This window comes from Klebsiella sp. P1927, assembly GCF_018204675.1.
In the GTDB taxonomy this organism is placed as follows: Bacteria; Pseudomonadota; Gammaproteobacteria; order Enterobacterales; family Enterobacteriaceae; genus Klebsiella; species Klebsiella pneumoniae.
Genome location: NZ_CP073377.1, coordinates 364,354 through 386,354, shown reverse-complemented (window position 1 = coordinate 386,354; position 22,001 = coordinate 364,354). Strand labels below are relative to the sequence as shown.

The following is a 22,001-nucleotide window of genomic DNA, read 5'->3' as shown; positions in this document are numbered from 1 at the left end:
ATGAGCACACCCTCGCATCTGAATGCCCAACCGCTGGTCTGGGGACACGGCCCGCGGACGTTTGAGGTGTTCCTTGAGCCCACCTGCCCCTACTCTGTCCGCGCGTTTAATAAACTCGACGATCTGCTCGATGAGGTCGGCGCCGATAACGTGACCATCAAGATACGCCTGCAGTCGCAGCCGTGGCATCTGTTCTCCGGGGTTATCGTCCGCTGCATCCTCGCCGCGTCCACCCTGCCGCACGGCAGAGAGCAGGCGCATAAGGTGATGCAGGCCGTGGCCGACCATCGGGAAGAGTTTGAGTTTACCGATCACTGCAGCGGGCCGAACATGAACGCCACGCCGCAGCAAATCATTGAGCGCATTGAACGCTACAGTCACGTGCTGCTGGGGGCCGCCTTTGCCCGCCCGGAGCTGCAGGACGTGATCAAGTGGCACAGTAAATACGCCCGTCAGAACGGCATCCATGTCTCGCCGACCTTTATGGTCAACGGCCTGGTGCAGCCGGATCTGGGCAGCGGCGATGATGTCAGCGTGTGGGCCGCGCGGATTATGGCCTGAGGTCACCTGCTACACTTTTTGTACATCCACGAAAAAGGCAAACCAGCATGTCAGAGCAAAACTACCAGCCACCAAAAGTGTGGGAATGGAAGCAAAACAGCGGCGGCGCGTTCGCCAACATCAACCGTCCCGTTTCCGGCGCGACTCATGAACGCGTCCTGCCGGTAGGAACCCATCCGCTCCAGCTATACTCACTCGGTACACCCAACGGCCAGAAGGTGACGATCATGCTTGAAGAGCTGCTGGCGCTGGGCGTCAGCGGCGCGGAGTACGACGCCTGGCTGATACGCATTGGCGAAGGGGATCAGTTTTCCAGCGGCTTTGTCGAGATCAACCCGAACTCGAAGATCCCGGCCCTCAGCGACCATTCCACCACGCCGCCGACCCGGGTATTTGAGTCCGGCAACATTCTTCTCTATCTGGCGGAAAAATTTGGTTTCTTCCTGCCGAAAGATCCTGCCGGTCGCACCGAAACCCTCAACTGGCTGTTCTGGCTGCAGGGCGCGGCGCCGTTCCTCGGCGGCGGCTTCGGCCACTTCTATAACTATGCGCCAGTGAAGATCGAGTACGCGATCGACCGCTTTACGATGGAAGCCAAACGCCAGCTCGACGTGCTGGACAAACAGCTCGCCCGCGGTCGCTATGTGGCCGGCGAGGAGTACACCATCGCCGATATGGCTGTCTGGCCGTGGTATGGCAACGTAGTGCTGGGCAATGTCTATAACGCGGCGGAGTTCCTCGACGCCGGGAGCTATAAAAACGTGCTGCGCTGGGCGCAGGATGTCGGCAACCGCCCGGCCGTCAAGCGCGGACGCATCGTCAACCGCACCAACGGCCCGCTCAATGAGCAGCTGCATGAGCGCCATGATGCCCGAGACTTTGACACCCAAACGGAAGATAAGCGCCAGGCGTAAGGTCTTCACCCTTTCCCGTTGACGGGAAAGGGTTCCCACCACAGGACGGTTCCGCCTGCGAAGCCGTCCTGTTTAGCTTTCCAGCCGATAGCCCGCCAGAAAATAGCGCATCGCCATACCCGACCCACCTTCTTTGAAGAAATCCATCACCATATCTCTGTCAAGGCCATAGCGACGGGTGAGGATCCCCGCTTCCCAGGCGCTGAGCTGGCGGTCGCCGGTTTTTTCAAACATGCGGTGCGAGTAGCCGAGCACAAACCCGCGTTTATAGTCGGCGCAAAAATTCGCCGCATGCGCGGCGGTGTCAGCATAGGATGCCTGTAGCCCCGCCATTAAGCCTTTGCCAAAATGATTTTCCATCGCGCCCTCCCAATCGTTATATAATAAATTATATAGCGTTTTTTTGAGCGAGCGGTAGCGCTATTTATGACGGTTGCGCTAGCGTAAATACTTCTCAAACCATGCCAGCGTGCGTTGCCAGGCCAGATCAGCCGCAGCCCGATCGTAGCGCGGCGTGGAATCATTATGAAAGCCGTGATTCACGCCCTGATAGAAATAGGCCTCGTAGACTTTATGGTGTTCCTTCAACGCCTGTTCATAGGCAGGCCAGCCTTCATTAATGCCGCTATCGAGGCCGGCATAGTGCAGCAGCAGCGGTGCTTTAATTTTATCGACCTCCTTCAGCGGCGGCTGGCGACCGTAAAACGGCACCGCACAGGCCAGCTCGGGGATCGCCACCGCTGCCGCGTTGCTGACGCCGCCGCCGTAGCAAAAACCGGTGATACCGACCTTCCCCGTCGCCTGTGGATAGTTCGCCATAAACGCGACCGCCGCAAAAAAATCATTCATCAGCTTCACGGGATCGACTTTCTGCTGTAGGGCGCGGCCTTCATCATCATTCCCCGGATAGCCGCCGACGGCGCTCAGGCCATCCGGCGCCAGCGCGATATACCCCGCTTTCGCTACCCGCCGGGCTACATCTTCAATATAGGGGTTCAGGCCGCGGTTCTCATGCACCACCACCACAGCGGGCGCTTTGTCGGCTATTTTTGTCGGCGTCACCAGGTAAGCCCGCACTTCGCCGTGACCGTCAGGAGAGGGATAATGAATATACTCCGGGCGGATATCCGGGTCGGTGAACGGTACCTGCTCTGCCAGGGCATAGTCGGGCTTCAGCAGATTAAACAGCGCCAGCGCGGTCATCCCGCCGACAGTATATTTCCCCGCCAGCTGGAGAAACTCGCGTTTACTGATTTTGCCGTGGGCATAGTAGTCATAATATTCGAGCAACTGCTGCGGGAAATCTTTGGCCGTTAATCGCGTCATTACCCTGCCTCCGTTGTTAAGCGCTCTTTAAGCAAAGCAGAAGCCCGGACATACGCCAGCCCAGAAAAGCATGAAACGGGGAGAAACAGCCCAGCGGCTAACACCGCCGGGAGAGAAGGGATCAGTGTTTCACTTTGGTCAGACGATCAAGGTAGCCCATCACAAAGGCCGAAAGCACGAAGGTCAGGTGGATAATCACGTACCACATCAGCTTATTGTCCGGGACGTTTTTCGCATCCATAAACACCCGCAGCAGGTGAATAGAGGAGATCGCCACGATGGAGGCGGCAACCTTATTTTTCAGCGAAGTCGCGTCCATTTTGCCCAGCCAGCTGAGTTTTTCTTTACCCTCGTTAATATCCAGCTGCGAGACAAAATTTTCATACCCGGAGAACATCACCATCACCAGCAAACCGCCCACCAGGGTCATATCCACCAGCGACAGCAGGGTCAGAATCATATCCGACTCACTGACGCTAAAAATATGCGGCAGTATGTGGAAGATCTCCTGAAAAAATTTGATGGTCAGCGCAATCAGACCGAGCGAGAGGCCAAAATAAACCGGCGCCAGCAGCCAGCGCGAGGCGTACATAGCATTTTCCAGAAAGCGTTCCATAAGATCCTGTCAGTTAACATAAACGGCCGCCATTATATCGCAACAGGGTTACGCTTATGCAACATCAGCCGCCAGCGTCATCTACAGGCGGCCAGAAACGGTTTCTTTAAAGTATGACCTCAAAGTCCTGCAAAGCGGAGTAGCCCTCGCTTTGTAGGCCAACCATTGAAGCAGCCAGCAGGCCAAATTTCGCGCCGACCCATTTTCCCTTCCCGGCAGCAAAACAAAGAGGAACCTTCCGCCACTCCTCCTCGGCTCGCCAGGAAAATTGACACAGGCCGCCTTCGCCTACGGCCACCTGCAGCTGACACTTGCCGCACTTAAGCTCAGCAAGAACCTGACGAGTTTCGCGCACCACGCCCGCATCGCTCATCCAACCGTGTCGCCACACGAGCCGGTAACCCCCTTGCCCAAACTCCACCAGCAAAGCGGCGTAGCGTTCGCCGTATACGATCAGGCCTCCGGCATCACCGTCCTGAGCGGCATATAACGTTACGCTTGTTTTCGCGCTAAAAGTTAGCGCCGGGAATTTCTGCAGCAACAGCTGCGGCGCCCAGTATAACGCTCTCTGTCCATCGACTTCGGATAATGGGACGCAGCGTAATCGAAGTTCGCCTTTCGCTGGCAGCAGCCACTCAGGGCTGGGGTTAGCCTGCCACTGCCACTGTATTCCCGGTTGGCCTTGCGCAAAATAGTCGCTGGTTTGCGGCGCCAATGCCGGTGAAGGCGTTAACCCTTTAGGACGCGGCCAACGTAAAACCGGCTGTCCGACGCCGCAGTTGCCAATCTGCTCACCGATACGCGGCCAGCCATCGTTACCCCAGGACATCGGCTGGAGGTGAACCACGCGGCCATAGAGGTGTAAGTCCTGGAAATGAACAAACCAGCATTCGCCCTCCTCACCCTCCACCCAGCCGCCCTGATGTGGTCCATTTATCGAGGTGTTTCCCTGGAAAAGCACGTTTTTGGCTTCCCAGGGCCCCGTCATCTGGCGCGCGCGCAGTACCGTCTGCCAGCCATTTTCAACCCCGCCCGCAGGAGCAAAGATGTAGTACCAACCGGCGCGTTGATAAACCTTTGGCCCCTCAAGGGTAGGTAAATCGCAGCAGCCGTCATAGATAATCTGCCCTTCGCCCAGCAATTCGCTGGCGTCCGGCGCCATCGCAAACAACTGCAGTTTATGCTTGATGCCGCTGCGGCTATGGGCGAAGGCATGTACCAACCAGGCCTGACCATTGTCGTCCCAGAACGGGCAGGGATCTATCCAACCTCTGGCCTCGCGCAGGCAGTGCGGAGCGCTCCATTCCCCCCACGGATCCTCGGTATGGCAGATAAAAATACCTTCATCTGGCGTGCTGAAGCAGACCCACAGCTTGCCATCGTGCCAGCGAATCGACGGCGCCCATACGCCCTTACCCGGCTGATACCGGTCATAACCAGGTAGCGGCAGTTCATCCATAACGTGGTTGATGATAGTCCAATTAACCAGGTCCGTTGAATGCAGGATCGGTAAAGCGGGCACATGGTTAAAACTGGAAGAGACCATAAAGAAATCATCGCCTACGCGCACGATATCCGGGTCGGAATAATCGGCGCATAAGATAGGATTCTGGTATTCAGAAGGGGTCATATTTCGCATCTCCTCAAGCCTTTTCCGGAACGGCGTTTAGCGGCAAATGCGTCTCTGAATGCCCCTGCTGCTGACGCATGGACAGCTCGCGCTGAATTGTCTGCATCATTTTGTCATCCAGCTTATAGAAACGCGCCAGCCACCACAGGAGCAGGTAAGATAGTGATGGACCGAGGGTTAACAGCCCCACAATTCCCATTGTCGCCAGCGGAGTCTGCGCCGTTACGCCCGCCTGATAGCCAAATAGCCCAAGCGAAAAACCTACGGCGGCGCCAGCAACCGCCATGCCCATTTTCAAAGCAAACAGATTACCGGAATAGGATAATCCCGTGATGCGACGGCCAAACTTCCATTCGCCATAATCGGCAGCGTTGGCCATCATGTTCCATTTAAACGGCTGGTACATCTGATGGAAGAAGCCGACCAGGAAGTATAAAGGGAACACCACCGGCAGCCAGGTCGGCGGCACAAAGAACATTACGACGCCAACCAGGACCAGCAGGAGGTTGATATTTTTAAACAGCGATACCGCGCGATAGCGCTTGGCCAGCCATCCGGCGGCGATGCTGCCGATAATCGTGCCAACGACACTGGTGGAAACAAATGCTGATTTCATGGCCGTTCCCGCCGCTGACTCCACACCGCCTAACATCAGGTAGGTTGCATAATAGAGCGTGGCGGCGCTGCGCATAACCCCGGCCATACTGGAGAAAAAAGTAATTATCGCCACAATACGCCACTGGTCATTCGCCAGCAGCTGACGGAGGTCTTCGCGTATGCTCCCCTGCTGTTCAACAGCTGGAGCCACGCGTTCTTTGGTAGAGAAGAAGCAAAAAGCCAGCATTACAATAGCGATCGCGCCCATGATTCCCATTGTCGCCTGAAAACCAAACTGCTTATTTTCTTTACCGAAAAAATCCACCAGGAACAGGGTTGCGACAGAAACCATCAGACCGGCCAGAGATGAGATCGTAAAACGATATGACTGGGCTGAAAGGCGATCCTTCTCATCACGCGTAATGACTCCGCCCAATGCGCAGTAGGGAATATTGATAAAGGTGTAACACAGCATGAGTAAGGTGTAGGTCAGGTAGGCATAAACCAGTTTACCCGATGCGCCAAATTCCGGAGTCGTGAAGGTCATTACCGCCAGCACGGCATAAGGTACGGCAAACCAGATAAGCCACGGGCGAAAATGGCCCCAGCGGGTCTTTACACGGTCTGCAACAATGCCGGTTAGCGGATCGGTAATCGCATCCAGAACCCGCGTCACCAGGAACATCACTCCGACTGCGGCAGCAGAAAGCCCGTAAATATCCGTATAAAACCATGTCAGAAACATGGTTACCGAAGAGTAAACGATACCGCAGGCTGCATCCCCCATGCCATATCCCAGCTTCTCCGCAAATGACAGTTTATTATCGTGATTCACAATATAATCCCTCTCAGATGAAGTGGTATTCACTGTAGAGGCAGGATAAAAACTATCCTATTGTCATTTTTCGCATCGGGTTTATGTTTTCTGTTAACTGAGAAAGTTGTCACACATCTATAAGATTGGTCTTACAAGTTATTGCGTCACCTATTAAAAAGCTGGCGCAAGGCCAGCCTGAGAAGAAAAGTGGAAAGGGGGAGGTTACTTCGCTTTGACGGTCTCTTCGCCCACCAGCCCGATCTTGAGATAGCCCGCCTGATGCAGGGTATCCATCACTTTCATCATCGTCTCGTAATCGACGGTTTTATCCGCGCGGAAGAAGACGGTGGTATCTTTTTTGCCGGCGGTCAGGCTATCCAGGGCGTTAATCATATTCGCTTCGGTAACCGGGTCGTTGCCGAGGAACATGCTCTTATCCGCCTTCACCGACAGGTAGATGGGTTTTTCCGGTCGCGGTTGCGGCTGGCTGGAGGAGGCAGGCAGATTGACCTTCACGTCGACCGTCGCCAGCGGCGCGGCCACCATAAAGATAATCAGCAGAACCAGCATGACGTCGATAAACGGCGTCACGTTGATCTCATGCATTTCGCCGTTATCGTCCAGGTTTTCATTAAGACGCATCGCCATAGCCGATCAACCTACCCGTAATTTCTGCGCGCTGCGCACCGGCTTCACGCCGCTGGCGCTGAGGTCCAGATCGCGGCTTTGCAGCAGGAGTACCTGAGCGGCGACGTCGCCGAGCGAGGCCTTGTAGCTGCCGATCATGCGGGCGAAGATGTTATAGATGACCACCGCCGGGATGGCGGCGAACAGGCCGATGGCCGTCGCCAGCAGCGCTTCTGCGATGCCCGGCGCTACCACCGCAAGATTGGTGGTCTGGGTCTGGGCGATGCCGATAAAGCTGTTCATGATGCCCCAGACGGTACCAAACAGGCCCACAAACGGGGAAATGGCGCCGATGGTCGCCAGATAGCCGTTACCGCGCCCCATATGGCGACCAACCGCCGCAACGCGGCGCTCAAGGCGAAAACCGGTTCGTTCCTTGATGCCTTCATTGTCTTCGGCACCGGCAGAGAGTTCGAGTTCGTTCTGCGCTTCATTGATAAGCTGGGTGGTGAGGCTTTTCGCCTCAAAGGCGCTGGCGATATCGCTGGCCTGATCGAGAGAGCGGGCTTCCGCCAGCTGCTGCTGTTCACGTTTGAGGCGACGCTTGCTGGCGAGGATTTCCGCCCCTTTACGGAAGAAGATGGCCCATGTGACGACCGACGCCAGAATCAGGCCAATCATCACCACCTTAACGACAATATCGGCATGATGATACATACCCCAAACGGAGAGATCCGCCTGCATCAAATTATTACCCACGCTCTATCTCCACGACGATAATCACAAAATCTGCCCACAATAATATCAAAACGACATCGAATTGATAGTGGTTCTCATTAGTATTTACACTGTGCAGCAAATCACGTTTATTTTCCTTGCGCTTACGCAGTAAAAAAGCGGCTAACCGCGGGCCTGGTAAAATTTTCGCCTGTATCGGCGGTGCGCTGGTACAGAAAAGCAGATTCATGTTAGTTTAGACGTCCAGACGTATAAAAACAGGTTCGTCAACATGGCTGATAAACATCTTGATACCGCGCTGGTCAACGCCGGGCGGAGCAAAAAGTACACCCAGGGCTCAGTGAACAGCGTTATCCAGCGCGCGTCATCGCTGGTTTTCGACACCGTCGAGGCCAAAAAGCACGCCACCCGCAATCGGGCCAACGGCGAGCTGTTCTACGGTCGTCGCGGCACCCTGACCCATTTCTCGCTGCAGGAAGCGATGTGCGAGCTGGAAGGCGGCGCCGGCTGCGCCCTCTTCCCCTGCGGCGCCGCGGCGGTGGCTAACACTATCCTGGCGTTTGTCGAGCAAGGCGACCATGTGCTGATGACCAATACCGCCTATGAGCCAAGCCAGGACTTTTGTACCAAAATTCTCGCCAAACTCGGCGTCACCACCAGCTGGTTCGATCCCTTAATCGGCGCCGATATCGCCCGTCTGGTTCGCCCTGAGACCCGCGTGGTGTTCCTCGAATCGCCCGGCTCGATCACCATGGAAGTGCACGATGTGCCGGCGATAGTCGCCGCCGTGCGTCAGGTCGCCCCGGAAGCGATTATCATGATCGATAACACCTGGGCGGCGGGGATCCTGTTTAAAGCCCTGGATTTTGGCATTGATATTTCCATTCAGGCAGGCACCAAATACCTGATCGGCCATTCCGACGCCATGGTGGGCACCGCGGTGGCGAACGCGCGCTGCTGGCCGCAGCTGCGTGAAAATGCCTACCTGATGGGGCAAATGCTGGACGCCGATACTGCCTATATGACCAGCCGCGGCCTGCGCACCCTGGGCGTGCGCCTGCGTCAGCATCATGAAAGCAGCCTGCGCATCGCCGAGTGGCTGGCGCAGCACCCGCAGGTGGCGCGGGTAAACCACCCCGCCCTGCCCGGCAGTAAAGGTCATGAGTTCTGGAAACGTGATTTCACCGGCAGCAGCGGGCTATTCTCGTTTGTGCTCAGCAAGCGCCTCAATGATGCCGAACTGGCGGAGTACCTCGACAATTTCAGCCTGTTCAGTATGGCCTATTCGTGGGGCGGCTTTGAGTCGCTGATTCTCGCCAACCAGCCGGAGCAAATCGCCCACATTCGACCGGATGCTGAAGTCGACTTCAGCGGCACGCTGATCCGCCTGCACATTGGTCTCGAAAATGTTGACGATCTGCAGGCGGATTTAGCAGCGGGCTTCGCGCGTATCGTGTAAAGTGACAGTCAGTGGCAACAATAGCGGACGCTTTTTAGCAAAGCGGCCGCTTTTGTTGCGCCCGGGATCAAGGTGCTCGGGCCTCTTCAGGAGTACACTAGTCAACAATACGGTACCACTTAGGAAAGTCCATGGTTGTCATTCAAGAGATTGTCGCCGCGCTGTGGCAACATGATTTTGCCGCATTGGCGAACCCTCACGTTGTGGGCGTTGTATATCTGGTTATGTTCGCGACCCTGTTTCTGGAAAACGGGCTGCTGCCCGCCTCCTTTTTACCGGGAGACAGCCTGCTGCTGCTCGCCGGCGCGCTGATTGCTAAAGGCGTCATGGACTTTGTGCCCACTATCGCCATTCTGACCGCCGCCGCCAGCCTCGGCTGCTGGCTGAGCTATGTGCAAGGGCGCTGGCTGGGCAATACGCAAACGGTGAAAGGCTGGCTGGCGCATCTGCCGCATAAGTACCATCAGCGCGCCACCTGCATGTTTGACCGCCACGGCCTGCTGGCGCTGCTCGCGGGCCGTTTTCTGGCGTTTGTCCGCACCCTGCTGCCAACCATGGCCGGGATTTCTGGCCTGCCGAACCGCCGCTTCCAGTTCTTCAACTGGCTGAGCGCCCTGCTGTGGGTCTGTGTGGTGACGGGTCTTGGCTATGCGCTGAGCATGATCCCGTTTGTGAAGCGCCATGAAGATCAGGTGATGACCTGTCTGATGATCCTGCCGATTGCCCTGCTGCTGGCTGGCCTGCTCGGCACGCTGTTCGTGGTCATTAAAAAGAAATATTGCAGCGCCTGACGCTTACCTGCCGGGGGGGCCTGCGCCCGCCCGGCCGCCCTTTCCCGGTATTACATCCCCTGCATCGTGCGAATACGCGCGGCGTCTTCTCCCGGCGTCAAACCGAAGTAGCGCTTAAACTCGCGGCTGAACTGCGAAGGGCTTTCATATCCCACGCGCATCGCCGCCGCGCTGGCCTTCATGCCGTCATGGATCATCAGCATTCGTGCTTTATGCAAACGGTAGTTTTTCAGATACTGCAAAGGAGAAGTGCTGGTCACCGCTTTAAAATTATGGTGAAACGCTGACACACTCATATTCGCTTCCGCCGCCAGCCGATCGACGCTGAGGTTTTCGGTGTACTGGCTTTCGATATGCTTGAGCACGCGACTTATCAGGCTGAAGTGGGTCTGCCGGCTGACCAGCGCCAACAGCGCGCCGCCGCAGGGCCCCGTCAGCACATAATACAGAATTTCGCGGACGATTTGCTTGCCAAGGATCCGTGCGTCCAGCGGCCGCTCCATCACGTCAAGCAGCCGTTCGGCAGCGCACAGAATATCCTCCGAGAGTACCGCGGAGTTTATCCCGCTGGAGGCGACCGCGGGCTGAAACAGCGGATCTTCGCCAATATCCATCAGCAGCTCTTGCAGTTGCAGGATATCGACGTTCAGGCGCATCCCGGCGAGGGGCACCTCCGGGGTGGCAAAGGTTTCGCACTCGAAAGGTAGCGGCACGGTCAGCAGTAAATATTCGTTTGTATCGTAGCGAAAAGTCCGCTCATTGATATAACCAATTTTATGGCCCGAAAAGAGAAAAACGATCCCCGGCTGATACATCACCGGCGTCCGGGGCCCCGGTTGCGTTCCGTACAGCAAACGGACGTCAGGCAGCAACGAACTTAACATTTCGTGCTTATCTTTCAGCAGGTTAATCTTCTCCGTTAATGTCCGACATATCTCTGCGTGTTGCATTGCCACCGTCTCTCCCGATGTTTCTTCACCTGTACATTGTGCGCAGGCCGCTACAAATTCTCCAGCCATATGGAGAAATAGGCAAGACATCGGCAGGAATGTGCATTGAGGGTCAACGGCGCCAGGACCACAATAACCTTCATCGGGCAGCGGTATCGTCCCTGTCGACGGTTTTACTCTTTGGAGGACTTAAGCAATGAATAATTTCGACCTGCATACCCCAACCCGCATTCTGTTTGGCAAAGGCGCGATTGAAAAGCTGCGTGAACAGATCCCGGCGGAAGCCCGCGTACTGATCACCTACGGCGGCGGCAGCGTCAAAAAAACAGGCGTCCTGGATCAGGTCCTCACCGCTCTGAATGGCCTGGATGTCCTTGAATTTGGCGGCATCGAGCCGAACCCGTCTTACGAAACCCTGATGAATGCGGTGAAACTCGCCCGGGAAGAGAAAGTGACCTTCCTGCTGGCGGTCGGCGGCGGTTCGGTGCTGGATGGCACCAAGTTTATCGCTGCAGCAGCCCACTACGACGCGGATATCGATCCGTGGGAAATTCTGGAAACCTATGGCAGCAAAATTGCCAGCGCCATTCCAATGGGCTCGGTACTGACTCTGCCGGCGACCGGTTCTGAATCCAACAAAGGCGCGGTCATATCGCGGAAAACCACCGGCGACAAACGCGCGTTTATGTCTTCGCACGTCCAGCCGCAGTTCGCGATCCTCGATCCGGTTTATACCTATACCCTGCCGCCGCGCCAGGTCGCGAACGGCGTGGTTGACGCCTTCGTCCATACCCTCGAGCAGTACGTGACCTACCCGGTTGACGGCAAAATCCAGGACCGCTTCGCCGAAGGCATTCTCCTGACCCTGATCGAGGATGGCCCGAAAGCCCTGCAGGAACCGGAGAACTATAACGTGCGCGCCAATATTATGTGGGCGGCGACGCAGGCGCTGAACGGCCTGATCGGCGCAGGCGTGCCACAGGACTGGGCGACGCATATGCTCGGCCACGAGCTGACGGCGATGCACGGCCTGGATCACGCCCAGACGCTGGCTATCGTGCTGCCGGCGCTGTGGAATGAGAAACGCGATGCCAAGCGCGAGAAGCTGCTGCAGTATGCCGAGCGCGTGTGGAATATTACCGAAGGCTCTGACGACCAACGTATCGATGCCGCCATCGCCGCAACGCGTCAGTTCTTCGAGCAGATGGGCGTGCCGACCCGCCTTTCCGATTACGGTCTCGACGGTAGCTCCATCCCGGCGCTGCTGGCGAAACTGGAAGAGCACGGCATGACTAAACTGGGCGAACATCAGGATATCACCCTGGACGTCAGCCGCCGTATCTACGAGGCTGCACGCTAAGCGCTCCCCGCCTGATTCACCTCTCCTTACGTTAAACAAACGCCGGGGAGAGGTGTTTTTACTACCGTTTTTAGCTATTTCGTCCAGACTTAATGCTACCCCTCGGCGGATCCTGCTTCGCCGAGTTCATTAACAGGAGGAAGGCATGACACATCCAACCGTTATAAAACTGCACGACGGCAACCTGATGCCGCAGCTGGGTCTCGGCGTGTGGAAAGCTGGCAACGAGGAAGTCGTCTCCGCCATTCATAAGGCGCTGGAAGTCGGTTATCGCTCTTTTGACACCGCCGCCGCGTACCAAAATGAGACCGGCGTCGGCAATGCGCTGCACAGCGCTGGCGTCAACCGCGATGAGCTCTTCATCACCACTAAGCTGTGGAACGACGATCAAAAACGGCCGCACGAGGCGCTGAAAGAGAGCCTCAGCAAACTGAAGCTGGACTATGTGGATCTCTATTTAATCCACTGGCCGGTACCGGCTATCGGCCATTACGTCGAGGCCTGGCAGGCGTTGATCGAGCTGCAGCAGCAGGGGCTGACCAAAAGCATTGGCGTGTGTAATTTCCAGGTACCGCATCTGCAGAAGCTGATTGATGAAACCGGCGTCGCCCCGGTGATCAATCAGATAGAACTCCATCCACTTATGCAGCAGCGTCAGCTGCACGCGTGGAACGCCACCCACAAGATCCAGACCGAATCCTGGAGCCCGCTGGCCCAGGGCGGCGAAGGCGTCTTCGATCAAAAAGTCATCCACCAGCTCGCCGATAAGTACGGCAAAACGCCGGCGCAAATCGTCATCCGCTGGCATCTCGACAGCGGTCTGGTGGTGATCCCGAAATCCGTCACGCCGTCGCGTATTGCGGAAAACTTTGACGTCTGGGACTTCCGTCTCGACAAAGATGAGCTGGGAGCGATCGCGAAGCTGGACCAGGGTAAACGTCTCGGTCCTGACCCGGATCAGTTTGGCGGGTAATGCTCTCTCTTGCCATCGCCTTTAGCGCCTCAGCGTTAAAGGCGATGGCAGACCAGATGAATATCCTCTGGCTCCAGCGCAAACAGCGCCGGGTCGGGCTTATCCGCTAAGCGACATCCCTGAGCCAGATAAAAATCGACGGTGTTTTTGTTGGGGATCGACGAGATATAGAGGCCGGACGCCCCCATTTCTGGCAGCTGGTGCAGGGCATACTGAAACAGTCGCCGCCCCCAGCCCTGGCCGCGCTTTCCCGCCCCGACATAAAAGAATAATAGCTGGCGCAGCTCGCCATTCATGCCGCGAGGCAGCGTATCCAGCGCCGCTGCGGCAATCATCTGCTCATCGTCAAAAAAGGCGAAAAAAATACCGCCGCGATCGTAACAGGCCTCGTGAATCGGAGTATAAACCTGACGATCGTGAGGGTCCCAGCCACGCACGTCATAATATTCCCGATAAGCCCGCAGCTGACCGTTATCGAGACGGTAGAGCGTATCGATAATTTCGCTGCGGTCTATCTCCCAGAGCTGGTCCAGTTGTTGTCGCGACAGGATGACCGGCGTCATCACCTCTCTCCTTTTTTCACAGATGTTCCCGGCGAGCGATCCCGCCGGGCCAGCCGCTTAGCGTGATACGGCCTTCGGCTTAACGCGTTTTTTCGCGCCCGCAGCGGCAGGCGTCTGGCGCTGATGGGCGATCGGCGTGTGCTTGGTCAGCGCCGGACGAGTATGGCGGTTCTGGCGACGCGCTTCACGCATTTCGTCCAGGGTTGGCGCTGGCACCAGGCAGTCGCGACGGGAGCCAATCAGGTGCTTCTTGCCCATCGCCTCCAGCGCCTGACGGATCAGCGGCCAGTTTGCCGGATCGTGGTAGCGGAGCAGCGCTTTGTGCAGACGGCGCTGTTTATCGCCCTTCGGCACCACCACCTCTTCGCTCTTATAACCAATTTTACCCAGCGGGTTCTTGCCGGTGTAATACATGGTGGTCGAGTTCGCCAGCGGCGACGGATAGAAGTTCTGCACCTGGTCGAGACGGAAGCGATGCTTCTTCAGCCACAGCGCCAGGTTCACCATATCTTCATCACGGGTCCCCGGATGAGCGGAGATAAAGTACGGGATCAGATACTGCTCTTTACCCGCCTGCTTCGAATAGGTGTCGAACAGCTCTTTAAAGCGGTCGTAGCTGCCCATTCCCGGCTTCATCATCTTCGACAGCGGTCCCTCTTCGGTATGCTCCGGGGCGATCTTCAGATAGCCGCCGACGTGGTGGGTCGCCAGCTCTTTGATATAGCGCGGATCTTCGACCGCGATGTCATAGCGTACCCCGGAGGCGATAAGGATCTTCTTGATGCCCTTCAGTTCGCGAGCGCGGCGATAAAGATTGATCGTCGGCTCATGGTTGGTATCCATGTGCGGGCAAATATCCGGATAGACGCAGGAGAGACGGCGGCAGGTCTGCTCAGCGCGCGGCGATTTACAGCGCAGCATATACATGTTGGCCGTTGGCCCGCCGAGATCGGAGATCACCCCGGTAAAGCCGGGCACGGTGTCGCGAATGGCTTCGATCTCATTAATGATCGAATCCTCAGAACGGCTCTGGATTATGCGTCCTTCGTGCTCGGTGATCGAGCAGAACGAACAGCCGCCGAAGCAGCCGCGCATGATGTTGATTGAGAAGCGGATCATCTCATACGCCGGAATACGCGCATCGCCATAGGAAGGATGCGGCACCCGCTTGTACGGCAGCGCGAAGACGCTGTCCATCTCTTCGGTGGAGAGCGGGATTGCCGGCGGGTTGATCCAGAGGTAGCGCTCGCCGTGCTTTTGCATCAGCGCCCGGGCGCAGCCGGGGTTGGTTTCGTGGTGCAAAATGCGCGAGGCGTGAGCGTACAGGACCTTATCGCCTTTCACCTTCTCGAAGGAAGGCAGCAGCACATAGGTTTTTTCCCACGGTTTGGGCCGCGGCGGTTGCACAGTAATGCTTTTCGCTTCCTGTTTTTTCGGCGCGACCGGTTTGTTATCGGCGCACGGCAGATCTTCACCGTACGGATGCGGGATGGGGTCAATTTTACCGGGCGTATCCAGACGGGTGGAGTCCACGCCGCTCCAGCCGGGCAGCGCCTCTTTCACCATGATGGCGGTATTGCGCACATCGCGGATCTGGTCGATGGTTTCGCCCATCGCCAGGCGATGAGCCACTTCCACCAGCGGACGCTCGCCGTTGCCGAACATTAGCATATCGGCCTTGGAGTCCACCAGCACCGAGCGGCGCACGGTGTCGGACCAGTAATCATAGTGGGCGGTACGACGCAGGCTGGCTTCGATGCCGCCGAGGATCACCGGCACATCTTTCCACGCCTCTTTACAGCGCTGGGTATAGACGAGGGTAGCGCGGTCCGGACGTTTGCCCGCCACGTTACCCGCCGTATAGGCATCGTCATGACGTAGTTTACGGTCGGCGGTGTAACGGTTGATCATTGAGTCCATGTTGCCGGCGGTCACGCCGAAGAACAGGTTCGGTTTTCCCAGACGCATAAAGTCGTCTTTGCTGTTCCAGTCAGGCTGGGAGATGATCCCAACCCGGAAACCCTGCGCTTCCAGCATGCGGCCGCAGATAGCCATCCCGAAGCTCGGGTGGTCGACATAGGCGTCGCCGGTAACCAGAATAATGTCGCAGCTATCCCAGCCAAGTTGATCCATCTCTTCACGCGACATCGGTAAAAAAGGCGCAGGGCCAAAACAGGCAGCCCAGTATTGCGGCCAGGAAAAAAGGTCACGATCCGGTTGGATCAGGGATATTGCGCTCATATTGCTTCCGGGGAAAATGATAAAAAAATAACCAAAAGGGCGTGGATTATAAGCCGGAATGATAGTGGAAATGAAGGAGGATTTTCTCAAACCCTGACCGTGCGCCGGCCAGGGTCAAAGAGGTTACGGCGCGGGATTCACCAGCATCTGGCCGATCGAGCCGCGATCGGCAAGCTCCAGCGTCTGACTCAGATACTGGAACGGGAAGTGCGGCCACGACGGTTGAGCGTAATAGACCAGCAGCTCAACCTGCCCGTCGACCCACACGGTGTCCTTCCAGCCGCGATCTTCCGGGAAAGGAGACGAGCCGTTGACATTACGGATCTGGAACATCACCCCTTCAATATGGAACGACTGCGGGCGGTCGGCGCGCACCGTCCAGCGCTCCCAGGTCCCCTGCTGCGCCGTGATATCGATACGCTGCGGATCCCACAGCTGGCCGTTGATGCCCGGATCGTCGCCAAGGGTGATATCCCGGCTGCGGATCGGCGTACCGGAGAGCAGCTCGGTCGGCAGCAGGCGCACCGGCAGACTGTCGGTCACCAGCGGCAGCAGCCCGGTCGGACGCAGCGTCAGCACCAGCGTGGAGACCAGGATGCTTGACGGTTCAAAAAAACCGCGGATACGGTCGACGATGCTCGCCGCTTCGCCGCAGGTAATGGATACTTCATCGCCGTTAGTCATATCGACCAGAATTTCACGCCGCTCCCCCGGGGCCAGCGATAGCTGCTTGAGCGAAACCGGCGCCGGCAAGAATCCCTGATCGCCGGAAATCACATGCAGCAGTCGGCCATCGCTCATCTGCAGCTGATAGCGCCGGGAGTTGGAAGCGTTCAGCAGGCGCAGGCGCACCCAGCCGCGCGACACTTCAACATACGGGCTCTGCACGCCGTTAACCAGCAGCGTGTCGCCCACAAAGCCGCCGCTGCCCGGTTCGCTATATTCCGGCGTGCCGAAGTTATCCAGCCGTTTATCCTGAATAATCACCGGGAAGTCATCGACGCCATAGTGGTTAGGGATCGGCAGGTTCTTGCTGACCTCGTCTTCCACCAGCCACATGCCCGCCAGACCGTTGTAAACCTGTTTCGCCATCCGGTTCGGCGTGTTGGCCTGATACCACAGCGTCGCCGCGCTCTGGCGGATAGGCAGCACCGGCGCCCAGTCGGCGTTCGGCGACATCATGCGCGCCGCGCCGCCAATCAGCGGGCCAGGCACCTGCAGACCGCGGATGGTCATCGCCACGTTCTCCGTCAGGCGGTTGCTGTAGATAAGCTTGACGTCGTCTCCGTTCCAGACGCGGATCGTCGGCCCCATATAGCGGCCATTGATCCCCCAGACGGGGGCGCGGGTGCCGGGGGTAAACGACCAGTGGGAACGCTGCAGCGTCAGAAACAGCGGCTGGCCGCGACGAGATTCCAGCAGCGGCGGAACCGGCAGCGCAGGCTGCTGGCCGGCGGCATGGGCCTTCAGCGGCGCGGCGCCAGCGCACAGCGCTACGCCGGAAGCCTTAATAAACTGACGCCGACTGAGTGACATATTAACTCCATGACATACTGACAAATGAAAAAGGGAATTCGTTTCCCGCCAGCAATACGCGCGCGTTGGCGGCGTTTCCTGTCTTATTGCTTTCCAGCCGCTTCGCGCTCGGCCACTTCGTTGTCCAGATCAGCGATTTTGGCGGCCATCAGCTCGCGGCAATGCGTCGCCAGCGCGCGCACGTTGTCTTTACCAAACTGAGTGGTATCTACCGGCGGCAGCATTTCCACAATCACCAGACCGTTGTTCCAGCGATTGAGCTTTATTTTATTCGATGTATTCGAGACACACACCGGAATAATCGGCACCCCAGCGGCAATAGCCGCGTGAAAAGCCCCGGTTTTAAACGGCAGCAGGCCGCGGCCGCGGCTACGGGTCCCTTCCGGGAACATCCAGAACGAAATTTTACGCTTTTTAAAAGCGTTGACGACTTCGGCAATAGTGCCGTGCGCTTTGGTTCGGTTATTACGGTCAATCAGCAAATTGCCCGTCAGCCAGTACAGTTGGCCAAAGAACGGGATCCATAGCAGGCTCTTTTTACCTACGGTGACCGTCGGAGCCTGCACGATATTCGACGCCGTCACCATATCATAGTTGTTCTGGTGGTTAGCGATGTAGATCGCGTTGCCATAGCTTTCCGCGTCGGCGGGTTTGCGTAGCTCTACCTTGAGGCCAAATACCGGAGATAAACGGCCAAACAGATGGCCGAAAGTGGCAACGTGTTTTGGATTACGTGGGCTGAACAAGCAGTACAGACAGCCAAGTACGCACACTACGATGCAATAAATGACCACGAAAATTACTCGAAAAATGAATAGCATAGCTACCTCTAAAACCCAAACCGCTTAGAATTATTCGCTGCTGGCAGAAGGCAGGCTCACAAGTTCTGCGCAGGCCGGGACCGTTCTTCCTGGGTCCCTGATGATGGACATTGTTAATCGCAACGCCTGAATAAACAACGATTTTGCGGCATTTTTTCGTCTCCTCCCGTCAAAGACGGGAGGAGACGCGCTTACTCTTCGCTATCGCCTGCCGCGGCACGACGCGGCGAGTCAATTTCCACGCGGTCAATTTTCTGCAGCCCGCGCATCAGCGAACCGCGGCGGCCGCGCTCGCCGGTGACTTTTTGCAGCTCTTCCGGACGCAGTTTGATCTTCCGTTTGCCGACGTGAATGGTCAGCGTACTCTGCGGCGGCAGAACAAACAGATGTGCCAGACCGTCCTGGCCGGCTGCGGCTTCCGCCGCCGGAATGCTGATAATTTTGTTGCCCTTGCCTTTCGACAGCTGCGGCAGATCGCTGACCGGGAACATCAGCATCCGCCCGGCGGCGGTGATGGCCAGCAGCATATCGGACTCATCCTCAATCACCAGCGGCGGCATCACGTGCGCGTTGTCAGGCAGGGTGATTAGCGCTTTACCGGCACGGTTGCGCGCCACCAGATCGTTGAAGGTACAGACGAAACCGTAGCCCGCGTCGGAAGCCATCAGCAGTTTCTGATCGTCGCTTTCCATTAGCATATGCTCCACGGTCGCGCCCGGCGGCAGGGTCAGTTTGCCGGTAAGCGGTTCACCCTGGCCACGCGCGGAAGGCAGAGTAATCGGATCGATGGCATAGCTGCGTCCGGTGGTATCGATAAACACCACCGGCTGGTTGCTCTTGCCCTTCGCCGAGGCTTTCCAGCTGTCGCCCGCCTTATAGCTCAAGCCCTGGGCGTCAATGTCGTGTCCTTTGGCGCTGCGCACCCAGCCCATCTGCGACAGAACGATAGTCACCGGCTCAGACGGCAGCATGTCATGCTCGCTCATCGCTTTCGCTTCTTCACGCTCGTGAAGCGGCGAGCGACGGTCGTCGCCGAAGGCATCGGCATCGGCCTGCAGCTCTTTTTTCAGCAGGTTGTTCATCTTACGTTCAGACGCCAGAATCGCCTGCAGCTGGTCGCGCTCTTTTTCCAGCTCGCTCTGCTCGCCGCGGATCTTCATCTCTTCCAGTTTGGCGAGGTGGCGCAGTTTTAATTCCAGAATCGCTTCCGCCTGGGTTTCGCTGATGCCAAAGCGCGACATCAGGGCCGGCTTCGGTTCATCTTCAGTGCGGATGATCTCAATCACTTCATCGATATTAAGAAACGCCACCAGCAAACCTTCGAGGATATGCAGGCGCTTCAGCACTTTCTCTAACCGATGGTTTAGACGGCGACGCACGGTATCGCGACGGAACACCAGCCACTCGCTGAGGATCTCCAGCAGGTTTTTCACCGCCGGGCGGCCGTCAAGGCCGATCATATTGAGGTTGATGCGGTAGCTCTTCTCCAGATCGGTGGTGGCGAACAGGTGGTTCATCACCTGTTCCATATCCACCCGGTTGGAGCGCGGGACAATCACCAGACGGGTCGGGTTTTCGTGGTCCGATTCGTCGCGCAGATCGTCAACCATCGGCAGCTTTTTATTGCGCATCTGCGCCGCAATCTGCTCCAGCACTTTGGCGCCGGAGACCTGATGCGGCAGCGCACTGATCACCACCGCGCCGTCCTCTTTACTCCACACCGCACGCATGCGCACTGAGCCGCGCCCGTTCTGGTAGATTTTGCGAATTTCCGCCCGCGAGGTGATGATCTCCGCCTCGGTCGGGAAATCCGGCCCCTGTACGATATCCAGCAGTTCGTCGAGGGTGGTTTTCGGCTGCTCAATCAGCGTAATCGCCGCTTTGGCCACTTCCCGCAGGTTGTGCGGAGGAATATCGGTCGCCATGCCTACCGCGATGCCGGTGGTGCCGTTCAGCAGGATGTTCGGCAGACGCGCTGGCAGCATTTTCGGCTCCTGCAGCGTGCCGTCAAAGTTTGGCACCCAGTCGACCGTCCCCTGCCCCAGCTCGCTGAGCAGCAGCTCGGCATACTTCGACAGGCGGGATTCGGTGTAACGCATGGCGGCGAAAGATTTGGGATCGTCCGGCGCCCCCCAGTTTCCCTGACCATCCACCAGCGGATAGCGGTAAGAGAACGGCTGCGCCATCAGCACCATCGCTTCATAGCAGGCGATGTCGCCGTGCGGGTGATATTTACCCAACACGTCGCCGACGGTGCGGGCGGACTTTTTGAATTTCGCGCTGGCGTTCAGCCCCAGCTCGGACATCGCATAGACGATGCGACGCTGGACCGGTTTTAAGCCATCGCCAATAAACGGTAATGCCCTGTCCATGATCACGTACATGGAGTAGTTCAGGTAAGCATTTTCCGTAAATTCATGCAGCGCAAGGCGCTCTGCCATATCGCTCATTAATCGTGGATCCTCAATCTGGGTACCGACCGTTCGGACGGCAAAACTACCCGCGATAATACCCGATCTCACGCCCTGAGTCACAGGCCGTGAGATCGGCTGAGGATTCCGTCACGCTTAATCAGGCCAGCGGCAGATAAATATCGGTTTGCAGTTCATGCTCAGCCACCTCATGGACAAAATTGAGGTAACGGAAGTACACCGGAAAATCCCGTAACGTCTCGCCTGAAGCGGGTAACCAGTCGCGATAGAGAAACCAAACGCTGTTCGCCAGCGTGTCCAGCGAGCCGTGATGGCGCACGACGGCGCAGCGTCCGCCGGGGATTTCGCCGTTAATCACGCCAAAGGCGTTTTCACCAACCGGCCGATCGACCGTACCGCAGATATCAAAACGAAATGCCTCCTGCGGGGTGGTCTGCGGATCGTCCCAGGCGATCCCCCAGGTATCGCTGGTGGCGACGGGCGATAGTCCGCTCGTCTTACGCCAGGCGATAAAACGCGCGGCGGTGGCGTTGACAAGGTCCGGGCTACCGCGATGTTGCAGTACGGCTATCCGGGTGGAGGGGCACGAAATAATGTTGACGTCCATCGACGTTTGCTCCTGTAGCGTATGTTTCGGTACGCGTCGATGCCACTCGGCCCAGTCCGGTTGTTGACGGAATTGGGTCGGGCTTTGGTCAAACGCGGTACGGAAGGCACGACTGAACGACTCCGCATTCTGAAATCCGGCATCAAGGGCAATATCGATGACTTTATCGCGGGGGTTGAACGCCAGGCGCCAACAGGCGCGTCGCAGACGCAACCACTGAATATACCGGTACAATGGAATGCCGGTATAAGCGCTAAATTGCCGGTGAAAATGGTAAGGCGAACTGTGCGCTATCGCGCTCAGCGTCTCCAGCGACAGCGGCTCATCAAGATGGCGCGCAATGTACCTACAGACGCGCTGGAAGCGCCCGACATACGCCGGGCTGGCCTTAATATCGTTCATCGTCTCCTCCTCGCGACATACTCTGACAGAGCGAGGATCG

Annotated in this window: 19 protein-coding genes and 1 pseudogene; 6 read left to right on the top strand and 14 right to left on the bottom strand. The window is 57.3% G+C overall.

The genetic code is table 11. The features are described from left to right. Together KB892_RS02045 and yghU are read left to right on the top strand one after the other, a co-directional pair. Complete coding sequence (locus tag KB892_RS02045; protein ID WP_004150918.1) at window positions 1-561, top strand: DsbA family protein; 561 nt, start codon at window positions 1-3, stop codon at window positions 559-561. A 47-nt stretch (window positions 562-608) separates the two neighbouring features. Continuing rightward, window positions 609-1,475 carry a glutathione-dependent disulfide-bond oxidoreductase gene (yghU, locus tag KB892_RS02040; protein ID WP_002916742.1) on the top strand — a complete coding sequence of 289 codons (867 nt, stop codon included), beginning with the start codon at window positions 609-611 and terminating at the stop codon, window positions 1,473-1,475. A gap of 72 nt (window positions 1,476-1,547) precedes the next feature. Here the strand turns inward: yghU and KB892_RS02035 are convergent, their stop codons facing one another. From KB892_RS02035 to exbB, 7 genes are all read right to left on the bottom strand, one after another. Beyond that, window positions 1,548-1,835 (bottom strand): DUF2623 domain-containing protein, encoded by a 288-nt coding sequence (locus KB892_RS02035; RefSeq protein WP_002916743.1) that lies wholly within the window; start codon window positions 1,833-1,835, stop codon window positions 1,548-1,550. 78 nt (window positions 1,836-1,913) lie between these two features. Next, window positions 1,914-2,801, bottom strand: coding sequence for a YghX family hydrolase (yghX, locus tag KB892_RS02030; RefSeq protein ID WP_004144560.1), 888 nt, complete (start codon window positions 2,799-2,801; stop codon window positions 1,914-1,916). 121 nt (window positions 2,802-2,922) lie between these two features. Beyond that, window positions 2,923-3,417 carry a TIGR00645 family protein gene (locus KB892_RS02025; protein WP_004105804.1) on the bottom strand — a complete coding sequence of 165 codons (495 nt, stop codon included), beginning with the start codon at window positions 3,415-3,417 and terminating at the stop codon, window positions 2,923-2,925. A gap of 106 nt (window positions 3,418-3,523) precedes the next feature. Beyond that, window positions 3,524-5,047, bottom strand: coding sequence for a glycoside hydrolase family 43 protein (locus KB892_RS02020; RefSeq protein ID WP_002916780.1), 1,524 nt, complete (start codon window positions 5,045-5,047; stop codon window positions 3,524-3,526). Between the two features lie 13 nt (window positions 5,048-5,060). After that, a complete protein-coding gene (locus KB892_RS02015; protein WP_002916782.1) occupies window positions 5,061-6,479 on the bottom strand; it encodes a glycoside-pentoside-hexuronide (GPH):cation symporter in 1,419 nt (472 codons plus the stop codon). A gap of 204 nt (window positions 6,480-6,683) precedes the next feature. Beyond that, a complete protein-coding gene (gene exbD / locus KB892_RS02010) occupies window positions 6,684-7,109 on the bottom strand; it encodes a TonB system transport protein ExbD (protein ID WP_002916785.1) in 426 nt (141 codons plus the stop codon). Between the two features lie 6 nt (window positions 7,110-7,115). Beyond that, window positions 7,116-7,847 (bottom strand): tol-pal system-associated acyl-CoA thioesterase, encoded by a 732-nt coding sequence (gene exbB / locus KB892_RS02005; RefSeq protein WP_002916787.1) that lies wholly within the window; start codon window positions 7,845-7,847, stop codon window positions 7,116-7,118. 250 nt (window positions 7,848-8,097) lie between these two features. Here exbB and metC point away from each other — a divergent pair, with 250 nt between their 5' ends. After that, window positions 8,098-9,285: a cystathionine beta-lyase gene (metC, locus tag KB892_RS02000; RefSeq protein ID WP_004149836.1), complete on the top strand. Its 1,188-nt coding sequence runs from the start codon at window positions 8,098-8,100 to the stop codon at window positions 9,283-9,285. 131 nt (window positions 9,286-9,416) lie between these two features. Then, window positions 9,417-10,076 carry a DedA family general envelope maintenance protein YghB gene (gene yghB, locus KB892_RS01995; protein ID WP_002916791.1) on the top strand — a complete coding sequence of 220 codons (660 nt, stop codon included), beginning with the start codon at window positions 9,417-9,419 and terminating at the stop codon, window positions 10,074-10,076. Window positions 10,077-10,126: 50 nt separating this feature from the next. On the opposite strand, the gene KB892_RS01990 is transcribed toward yghB, so the two are convergent. After that, the gene (locus tag KB892_RS01990) at window positions 10,127-11,026 is read right to left on the bottom strand and encodes an AraC family transcriptional regulator (protein ID WP_004144552.1); all 900 of its coding nucleotides are present in this window, start codon (window positions 11,024-11,026) and stop codon (window positions 10,127-10,129) included. Between the two features lie 196 nt (window positions 11,027-11,222). Here KB892_RS01990 and yqhD point away from each other — a divergent pair, with 196 nt between their 5' ends. Continuing rightward, the gene (gene yqhD, locus KB892_RS01985) at window positions 11,223-12,386 is read left to right on the top strand and encodes an alcohol dehydrogenase (RefSeq protein WP_002916794.1); all 1,164 of its coding nucleotides are present in this window, start codon (window positions 11,223-11,225) and stop codon (window positions 12,384-12,386) included. Between the two features lie 145 nt (window positions 12,387-12,531). After that, window positions 12,532-13,359 (top strand): 2,5-didehydrogluconate reductase DkgA, encoded by an 828-nt coding sequence (gene dkgA, locus KB892_RS01980; RefSeq protein ID WP_002916796.1) that lies wholly within the window; start codon window positions 12,532-12,534, stop codon window positions 13,357-13,359. A 35-nt stretch (window positions 13,360-13,394) separates the two neighbouring features. Here dkgA and KB892_RS01975 read toward each other — a convergent pair whose 3' ends face one another. From KB892_RS01975 to KB892_RS01950, 6 genes and pseudogenes are all read right to left on the bottom strand, one after another. Continuing rightward, the gene (locus tag KB892_RS01975) at window positions 13,395-13,922 is read right to left on the bottom strand and encodes a GNAT family N-acetyltransferase (protein WP_004150920.1); all 528 of its coding nucleotides are present in this window, start codon (window positions 13,920-13,922) and stop codon (window positions 13,395-13,397) included. After that, window positions 13,922-16,253, bottom strand: a pseudogene (locus KB892_RS01970) (YgiQ family radical SAM protein). Before KB892_RS01970 ends, KB892_RS01975 begins: the two are co-directional and overlap by 1 nt. A gap of 33 nt (window positions 16,254-16,286) precedes the next feature. Beyond that, on the bottom strand, window positions 16,287-17,699 hold the full coding sequence (gene ftsP, locus KB892_RS01965; protein ID WP_004144547.1) for a cell division protein FtsP: 1,413 nt from the start codon (window positions 17,697-17,699) through the stop codon (window positions 16,287-16,289). Window positions 17,700-17,782: 83 nt separating this feature from the next. Then, a complete protein-coding gene (plsC, locus tag KB892_RS01960; protein WP_002916826.1) occupies window positions 17,783-18,520 on the bottom strand; it encodes a 1-acylglycerol-3-phosphate O-acyltransferase in 738 nt (245 codons plus the stop codon). A 191-nt stretch (window positions 18,521-18,711) separates the two neighbouring features. Then, window positions 18,712-20,970, bottom strand: a complete 2,259-nt coding sequence (gene parC / locus KB892_RS01955) for a DNA topoisomerase IV subunit A (protein ID WP_002916828.1) — start codon at window positions 20,968-20,970, stop codon at window positions 18,712-18,714. A gap of 121 nt (window positions 20,971-21,091) precedes the next feature. Beyond that, the gene (locus tag KB892_RS01950) at window positions 21,092-21,961 is read right to left on the bottom strand and encodes an AraC family transcriptional regulator (protein ID WP_002916831.1); all 870 of its coding nucleotides are present in this window, start codon (window positions 21,959-21,961) and stop codon (window positions 21,092-21,094) included. Window positions 21,962-22,001 lie beyond the last annotated feature (40 nt).